At 43.0% G+C, this 1,552-nt stretch carries 1 protein-coding gene; it reads left to right on the top strand.

Annotation, left to right across the window (positions count from 1 at the left end; genetic code table 11):
- Positions 1 to 298 precede the first annotated feature (298 nt).
- A partial coding sequence (locus JMX94_RS13175; protein WP_201566023.1) for an iron-containing alcohol dehydrogenase occupies positions 299 to 1,552 on the top strand: 1,254 nt, incomplete at its 3' end.

The raw sequence follows: 1,552 nt of genomic DNA, 5'->3' as shown, positions 1-1,552 counted from the left end.
TATCAATTGGCTGCTTAATAAGTAACAGTATAAGCAACAACATAAGCAACAACATAAGTAAGGACGAAGCGCTAATTAATCAGAACATCGCAGTTCATAATAATCGTAACATCCTAAAAATGGCGGTGGTACAATAAGTTTAAACAGTAGTTTGCTTTATGTAGACACTGATGCAGTATCTTTATTCACAGTGCTTTTATTTTGACAGCATCTTTTTATTCTGACAGCGGTGATGATTCGCTGATTCAAGTTGTCGTTATTGCTAGTATTAGCATCATTAAAAAGGATTTTTATACCCATGAAAAAACAAAATACTATTTCTAAATTGGTAAACAGTACTGGCTTACAACACGCCGGTTATTTGGCGGTTGCCAAGACGCGTGCCAAAGTGCTAAAAGCTTTTGCGTACGTTGTCCCTATCAGAAGACCGATGTTGTTTGTCGGTGAAACCTCGTGTGAAGATTTGTGCGACATGCTCATCAATGAAGGCAATACCAATGTTTTTATCGTTACTGATGCGGTATTAAACAAGCTTGGTATCCCCGCTAAAGTCACTGACTACCTAGATAGCAAAAATATCAGCTATAAAGTCTACGATGGCATTACCCCAGATCCTACTTTTAAGGTTGTCGAAGAAGGACTACGTAAGTCTGTCGATGCTAAGTGCGACTCAATTATTGCCATCGGTGGCGGCTCGGTCATTGATGCTGCTAAAATGATTGCCATGTCACAAGGCAATAACTGCAAGCCAAAACAGCTTATCGGTATCCTAAAAGCTAGAAAGCCTTCGGTTCCGCTTTATTGTATTCCGACCACAGCTGGTACGGGTTCAGAAGCAACTTTGGGTGCGGTAGTATCAGATGATAAAACCCATCAAAAAGCTCTGTCTATCGACCCAAGAATGGTGCCATTAGCCGCGGCTATTGACCCAGTTATTATGAAAGGTATGCCGGCGCATATCACAGCCGATACGGGTATTGATGTCTTAACGCATGCCTTAGAAGCTTGGATGAGTGCCAATGCCAGCGTCGAGACCGACTACTATGCAGCTTCTGCGGTTAAATCTGTGATGCAAAACTTACCCCTAGTTTATAAAGATGGCGGCAATCTGAAAGCCCGTGAAGAGATGGGTATTGCCGCTCATTACGGCGGTATCGCCTTTAATAAAGCTGGTCTTGGTTATGTCCATGCTATCGCTCACCAGTTAGGAGCGCATTATAGTATTCCTCATGGTCGCGCCAATGCCATCGTGCTGCCGTATGTGCTTGACGTCAATCGTAAAGGCAGCAAGAAAAGACTGGCAGAGTTGGCTCGTAAAACCGGTATGGTAAAATCGGGTCAAGCTAACAAGAGCGATAGCGACATTGCCGACCATCTCATCGCGCAAGTACGCGAATTGATTGCCACTTTACATATCGATCCAACCGTTAAAGGCATGCAAAGCAGTGATTTTGATAATATTGCCAAAGCCGCGGCTAAAGAAGTCAGTGATACTTATGCGGTACCGACTTATCTGTCTGCAGCTGAAATCAAGGCTATTTTAACTAAGATT

Origin of the sequence: Psychrobacter sp. CMS30, from assembly GCF_904846565.1 — a bacterium.
Lineage (GTDB): Bacteria > Pseudomonadota > Gammaproteobacteria > Pseudomonadales > Moraxellaceae > Psychrobacter > Psychrobacter maritimus.
Note: the sequence above shows the minus strand (reverse complement) of the source record. Positions and strands in the feature narration are given on the sequence as shown.